The sequence below is a fragment of the Streptomyces sp. CC53 genome (assembly GCF_001865245.1).
Classification (GTDB): domain Bacteria; phylum Actinomycetota; class Actinomycetes; order Streptomycetales; family Streptomycetaceae; genus Streptomyces.
This window is the reverse complement of record NZ_MKXB01000065.1, coordinates 1-5,723: the sequence shown is the minus strand read 5'-3', so window position 1 is coordinate 5,723 and position 5,723 is coordinate 1. Positions and strand designations below refer to the sequence as shown.

The window sequence follows — 5,723 nt, the reverse complement described above, 5'->3', positions numbered from 1 at the left end:
GACTGCGGCATCCGGGCGCAGCGCGCCGGTGCCGCGGCGCCCGGCCCGGGCCCGTACGCCGGGCACGGCGACCGGCCCGGACCCGCGCCCCCCGGGGGCACTGACCGGGATCCGCGCCGCGAGGCGAGCCGACCGACCGCGGCCGGCGCCGCTCCGCGCCGTCCGGCGCGCCCCACCGTGCATCCGGTGCACCACACCCTTCGCACCGCCCCGCACGCCGCCCCGCACGGGCACCCGCACGCCTTCGCACCGCCTCGCACGCCCCACCGTGCACCGCACATCCCTGCTCGACCGGCTCCACCCCGCTCCACCCCGTCCACCACCGTCCGACCCGGCCACTCACACCCTGGGGGACCACGCATGAGCATCCGCGCACCGCGACCCGTCATATCCCACAAGGGCGTCACCCTGAGCGCCCTGCTGAGCGACCAGGCCCGACTGCGGCCCGACGACATCGCCGTCACCAGCCCGGCAGAGGAGGAGGGGAGTACCGGCCGCGGCGACCTCACGTTCCGACAACTGGACGAGGCGGCCACCCGCCTCGCGGTCCACCTGGTGCGGCTCGGTGTCGTGCCGGACACCTGCGTCGGCCTGTACGCCGAGGCGTCCGCCGCGCTCGTGACCGGCGCCTGGGGCATCCTCACCGCCGGCGCCGCCTACCTGCCGCTGTCCCCGGACTACCCCGAGGAGCGGCTCCGGTACATGGTCGAGGACTCCGGCACCCGGGTCATCGTCACCCAGGAGCACCTGCGGGACCGCGCCCTGCGCCTGGCCCCTGAGGGCACCGTCGTCGTCACCGCCGAAGAGGCCGCCCGGGCGGCCGCGGCCCCCGGCGACGAGCCGCGCCTGCCGGAACCGTCCGGCCACCACCTCGCGTACGTGATCTACACCTCCGGCAGCACCGGCACGCCCAAGGGAGTGATGATCGAGCAGCGCAGCATCGTCTCCCAGATGCGGTGGCTGGCCAGCCTCGGCCACCTGGGGCCCGGCGTGTCGATCCTGCAGAAGACGCCCATGAGCTTCGACGCCGCCCAGTGGGAGATCCTCGCGCCCGTCACCGGCTCCCGCGTCGTCACCGGCAGACCCGGCCTGTTCCGGGACCCCGAGGCGCTCCTCGCCACCATGCGCGCCCACGACGTGACCGCGCTCCAGGCGGTGCCGACCCTGCTCCAGGCCCTCGTCGACACCGAGCAGCTCGGCACCTGCACGTCCCTGACCCGCGTCTTCTCCGGAGGCGAGGCCCTCACCCGCACCCTCGCCGCGGACCTCTTCGCGGCGCTCCCCGGAGTGTCCGTCGTCAACCTGTACGGGCCGACGGAGACGACGATCAACGCCACCTCGCACTGGATCGACCCCGACGCCTTCGACGGCTCCACCGCCGGCACCGTGCCGATCGGCATCCCCGCCGACAACGTCACCTGCTACATCCTCGACGAGAACCGGCAGCCGGTCGACATCGGCGAGAGCGGCGAACTCTTCATCGGCGGATGCCAGGTGGCCCGCGGCTACATCGGCCTGCCGGAGCAGACCGCCCAGCGGTTCGTCACCTCGCCGTTCAACCCCACGGAGCGGCTGTACCGCACCGGCGACCTGTGCCAGTGGAACGCCGACGGCACCATCCAGTTCGTCGGCCGCACCGACAACCAGGTCAAGCTGCGCGGCTACCGCGTCGAACTGGAGGAGGTCGCCGCGCGCATCGAGCAGCACCCGTGGGTGCGGCACGCCGCCGCCGTCGTCACCGACGACCCCCGCACCGGCAGCGCCGCGCTCGTCGCCGCGGTCGAGCTCAACGAACGCACCGCCGCCGTCATGGACCAGGGCCGCAGCGACGCCGCCCACCACCAGTCGAAGGCGTCCAAGGTCCAGGTCAAGGCGCAGCTGTCGAACCCGGGCCTGCGGGAGCCCGCGGAGCTGGCCGGCCTCCCCGCCACCCCGCTGCCGGGCCGCGAGGCCACGGCGGAGCAGCGGCGCGCCGCGTTCGCCCGCAAGACGTACCGCTTCTACGACGGCGGGCCCGTCACCCGGGACGACGTCCTCGCCATGCTGGGGGCCGCCGCGCCCGCCCGCCCGGACGGGGCCGCCGCCCCGCAGGGCACCCTGACGCTCCTCGAACTCGGGGAGGTCCTCCGCTGGTTCGGCCCGTTCCGCAGCGACGAGCGGCTGCTGCCGAAGTACACCTACGCCTCCCCGGGCGCCCTCTACGCCACGCAGCTGTACGTGGAGACCGGCGGCCTGCCCGGCCTGGAGCCCGGCCTGTACTACCACCACCCCGTCGACCACACCCTGGTGCGGATCGCGGACGCCGCGGAAGGGCTGCCCGCGGACGGCCTGCGCGTCCACTTCCTCGGCAAGCGGCGCGCCATCGAGCCCGTCTACAAGAACAACGTCGTGGAGGTGCTGGAGTTCGAAGCCGGCCACATGGTGGGCGTCTTCGAGGAGGTCCTGCCCCGCTACGGCCTCTCCATCGCCCCGCACGGCTTCGAGCCGCAGGTGAAGGACCGCCTGGGCGTGGCCGCCGAGGACCACTACCTCGGCACGTTCACCGTCGGCGGCGGCACCGCGGCCCGGTCCGCGGGCGACGAGGTGGACCTGTACGTCCAGGTCCACGGCGACCGCGTGGCGGGCCTGCCCGGGGGCCTGTACCGCCACCGGGACGGCGAGCTGACGCCCCTCGGCCCCGGCGTCGTCGAGAAGCGCCACGTCATCGCCATCAACCAGGGCGTGTACGAGCGGGCCGCGTTCGGCGTCAGCGCGGTCGCCCGCACCGGCGAGGAGTGGCTGCGCTACGTCTGCCTCGGCGCCCGACTGCACCGGCTCCAGCGGGTCCCCGGCATCGGCCTGATGTCGTCCGGCTACTCCTCGAAGACCGGCAACCCGCTGCCCGCGTCCCGCCGCCTGGACGACCTGCTGGCCGCGGCCGGCGAGCCGGCCGCACCCGCCTCGTACTTCTTCGTCGGCGGCCGCATCAGCGACGAGCAGGCCACCCACGAGGGCATGAACGAGGACGCCGTCCACACCAAGGGGCCCGCGGAGATGATCCGCGACGACCTCGCCCGGTTCCTGCCGGACTACATGATCCCCGCCCGGGTCCTCGTCGTGAACGCCCTGCCGACCACCGCCAACGGCAAGATCGACCAGAAGGCCACGGCGCGCCTCCCCGAGGTCACCGCCGCCCGCACGGCCGCGCCCTACGTGGCGCCCGCGACGGCGACCGAGCGCTGGCTGGCCGCCGAGTGGGGCCGCACCCTGCGCTACGACGACGTGTCCACGCAGGACGAGTTCTTCGCGTCCGGCGGGAACTCCCTGCACGCGGTGGCCCTGGTCAACCGCATCAACCGCGAGTTCGGCGCGGAGCTGCCGCTGCAGGTCCTCTTCGAGACGCCGCGGCTCGCGGACCTCGCCGCCCGCATCGACGACGGCGCCCCGCGCCGCGCCTCCCGCCTCGTGCGGCTCCACGCCGGCGGCTGCGGCACCGGCAGCCCGGTGTTCTGCTGGCCCGGCCTCGGCGGCTACCCGATGAATCTGCGGCTGCTCGGCGGCGCCGCCGCGCCCGGCCGGGACTTCTACGGGGTGCAGGCGCACGGCATCAACGCGGGCGAGGAGCCGTACGGCACGATCCGCGAGATGGCGATGGCCGACGTGTCGGAGATCCGCCGCGTCCAGCCCAGCGGGCCGTACACGCTGTGGGGCTACTCCTTCGGGGCGCGCGTCGCCTTCGAGGCCGCCTGGCAGCTGGAGCAGTCCGGGGAGAAGGTGGACCGGCTGATGCTGATCTGCCCCGGCAACCCGAAGGTCCGCGCGGCCGACGGCCACCGCTGGGGCCGCGAGTCCAGCTACGCGAACCCCGCGTACGTGACGATCCTGTTCTCCGTCTTCAAGGGCACCATCCAGGGGCCCGAGCTGGAGGAGTGCCTGCGCCGGGTCACCGACGAGGAGTCGTTCGTGGAGTTCACGGCGGGGCTGCTGCCGCAGCTCGGCACGGAGACCGTCCGCCGCATCACCCGCATCGTGTCCGCCACCTACGAGTTCGAGTACGGCTTCCGGGAGCTGCGGGAGCGCCGCATCGACGCCCCCGTCACCATCTTCAAGGCCCGCGGCGACGACTACTCGTTCGTGGAGGGCAGCTCCGGCTACTCCGCGCAGCCGCCGCGGATCGTGGAACTGGAGGGCGACCACTACGAGGTCCTGAAGGCCGGCGGAGTGGACGAACTCTCAAGTGCGATCCGGATACTGACCAGCGATCAGTGAGTCGGTCCCCGAACAGACCCCTCGCCTCCGTGGACGTCCCCCGCCGCGGAGGCGAGGCCGCGCCCGGCGCACCCGGCACCGCCCGGGACGCCTCGGGCGCCCGCACCTCCCGAAAGGAGCTCCACCGTGCCGCACGTCAGCATCAAGCACTGGCCGCGCACGTTCACCGACACCGAGAAGGACGACCTGGTCACGTCGCTGACCACGACCGTCACCAGGGTCTTCGGCTGCGAGCCGGGCTCGGTGTCGATCGCCGTGGAACCGGTCGACTCCTCGCTGTGGCTGGAGCGGGTCCACGGCCCCGAGATCCAGGCACGCGGCCACCTGCTGTGGAAGGAGCCGCACTACGCGCAGCCGATCCCGAACGACCCGCCCGGAGGCACCCGATGACCGTCACCCCCCGCACCGCCGTCCCGCTCGTCTTCACGGAGGAGGTCCGCGAGGCGCTGCACGAGGGCCGCCCGGTCGTCGCCCTGGAGTCGAACGTCATCACGCACGGCCTGAAGTACCCGCACAACGCCGAGACCGCGCACCAGGTGGAGGCCGCCGTGCGCAAGGGCGGCGCGGTCCCGGCGACGATCTGCGTGGAGGACGGCGCGGTCCGCGTCGGCATGACGGACGCCGACATCGAGCGGTTCGCGTCCGAGGCCGGCATCCCGAAGGTGTCCAGCCGCGACCTGCCCGTCGTCCTCGCCCGCGGCGGACGCGGCGCGACCACCGTCGCGTCGTCCCTGGTGGCGGCGGAACTGGCCGGCATCCCGTTCTTCGCGTCCGCCGGGCTCGGCGGCGTGCACCGCGGCGCCGAGACCAGCATGGACGTGTCCTCGGACCTGATCCAGCTCACCCGCTCCAAGGTCGCCGTGGTGTGCGCGGGCGCGAAGATGATCCTGGACCTGAAGCTGACGATGGAGTACCTGGAGACGCAGTGCGTTCCTGTGGTCAGCTACGGCTCCGACGACTTCCCCGCGTTCTACTGCGCCTCCAGCGGGGTCCGCTCCCCGCACCGCGTCGACGACGAGGACCTCATCGCACGGATCGTGCGGCTGCACTGGGCGGCGGGCCACCCCGGCGGCGTGGTCGTCACCGCCCCGCCCCGCGAGGAGGACGCCGTCGACCCGGAGGTCGCCGAGGCCGCCATCCGGGACGCCCTGGCCCAGGCGGACCGGGACGGGGTGACCGGGCAGGGCCTCACCAAGTACCTGATGCACGCGGTCGACCGGGCCACCGGGGGACGCACCGCGCAGGCCAACATGGCCGTGCTGATCTCCACCGCCGAGGTCGGCGGCCGCATGGCCGCGGCGTACGCCCGCGCGGTCGCCGAGGACGGCGGGGCCGGCGGACGCACGGGGGCCTGAGCGGCGGGCCGACTCCCCCTGATCACCCGCGGCGCCCCGTACGGCCGGCCCCCGTACGGGCCGCGCCGGCCGGCAGGGGCCCGGCCCGCGGCCGCCGCCGCACCGGCCGGCCGGAGGCAC

Annotated in this window: 3 protein-coding genes; all 3 read left to right on the top strand. The window is 74.2% G+C overall.

The window, feature by feature from the left end; genetic code table 11:
- The first annotated feature begins 360 nt into the window (after window positions 1-360).
- The 3 genes from BJP40_RS06140 (at window position 361) to BJP40_RS06130 (ending at window position 5,603) form a co-directional block, all read left to right on the top strand.
- On the top strand, window positions 361-4,248 hold the full coding sequence (locus tag BJP40_RS06140; RefSeq protein ID WP_071279269.1) for an amino acid adenylation domain-containing protein: 3,888 nt from the start codon (window positions 361-363) through the stop codon (window positions 4,246-4,248).
- Between the two features lie 126 nt (window positions 4,249-4,374).
- Window positions 4,375-4,638 carry a tautomerase family protein gene (locus BJP40_RS06135; RefSeq protein ID WP_071269370.1) on the top strand — a complete coding sequence of 88 codons (264 nt, stop codon included), beginning with the start codon at window positions 4,375-4,377 and terminating at the stop codon, window positions 4,636-4,638.
- Entirely contained in the window at window positions 4,635-5,603 is a 969-nt protein-coding gene (locus tag BJP40_RS06130) for a pseudouridine-5'-phosphate glycosidase (protein ID WP_071269371.1), read from the top strand. The genes BJP40_RS06135 and BJP40_RS06130 overlap by 4 nt, the downstream gene beginning before the upstream one ends.
- Window positions 5,604-5,723 lie beyond the last annotated feature (120 nt).

Bases quoted from the DNA above. Each gene is read 5' to 3' on its own strand.
- BJP40_RS06140 (WP_071279269.1), top strand. From the start codon at position 361: ATGAGCATCCGCGCACCGCGACCCGTCATATCCCACAAGGGCGTCACC.
- BJP40_RS06130 (WP_071269371.1), top strand. From the start codon at position 4,635: ATGACCGTCACCCCCCGCACCGCCGTCCCGCTCGTCTTCACGGAGGAG.